We start from the raw sequence: 871 nt of genomic DNA, 5'->3' as shown, positions 1-871 counted from the left end.
GGCCAGGCGCGCCGCTACCAGGACGGCCGCTTTGCCACCGCCAACGGCCGCGCGCTGTTCCATTCCACGCCCTACCGGCCGCCGGCGGACGCGGTCAACGCCCATTACCCCTTCCGCCTGCTCACCGGCCGGCTGCGCGACCAATGGCACGGCATGAGCCGCAGCGGCCGGGTGGCGCGGCTGTTCTCCCACGCGCCGGAACCGACGCTGGACATGCATCCGGCCGACGCCGCCCGCCGCGGCCTACAGGCCGGCGAGCTGGTCAAGGTGGAAAGCCGGCGCGGCGGCCTGGTGCTGCCGCTGGCGCTTTGCGAGGACCTGCCCGGCGGCTGCGTGTTCGCCGCCATGCACTGGAGCGGCCAGCATCTGGACAGCGGCGGCGTCAACCAGGCCTGCTCGCCGGCGGTGGATCCGCAATCGTTCCAGCCCGAACTCAAGCACGCCGCGGTGCGGGTGGAACGCGCCGAACTGCCGTGGCGGGTGCGCGCCGCCAGCCGCCACCCGGATCTGCCGGCGCTGCGCGCGCGGCTGCAGCCCTTGCTGGCCGGCTGCAGCTACGCCGCGCTCAGCCTGCGCGCGCCGGACATCCTGGTGCTGAACGCCGCCCACGCCCAAGCGCGGCCGGACTGGCTGGCCGAGCTGACTTGGCTGCTGGACCTGAACGGCGGCCCGCAGTTGCAAGTGTTCAGCGGCGCGCGCCGCGGCCTGGAACAACGCATCGCCTGGCGTGACGACGCGCCCTGGGCCTTCGTCTTCGCCGGCGGCCAGGACGACGGCGCGCGGCTGCTGGCCGCGATGCAAAGCGGCCAGCCCTGGCCCGGCAGCCGGCTCAGCGCGCTGGTCCCCGGCAGCGCGGCCGCGCCGGCCGCCG

General features: G+C 75.5%; 1 protein-coding gene. It reads left to right on the top strand.

From position 1 onward, the window contains the following. The coding region (locus tag LQT98_RS23745) for a molybdopterin dinucleotide binding domain-containing protein (RefSeq protein WP_331282595.1) at nucleotides 1–871 on the top strand (871 nt) is incomplete at both ends.

It is taken from the genome of Chromobacterium aquaticum (assembly GCF_021129195.1).
Taxonomy (GTDB): domain Bacteria; phylum Pseudomonadota; class Gammaproteobacteria; order Burkholderiales; family Chromobacteriaceae; genus Chromobacterium; species Chromobacterium aquaticum.
Note: the sequence above shows the minus strand (reverse complement) of the source record. Positions and strands in the feature narration are given on the sequence as shown.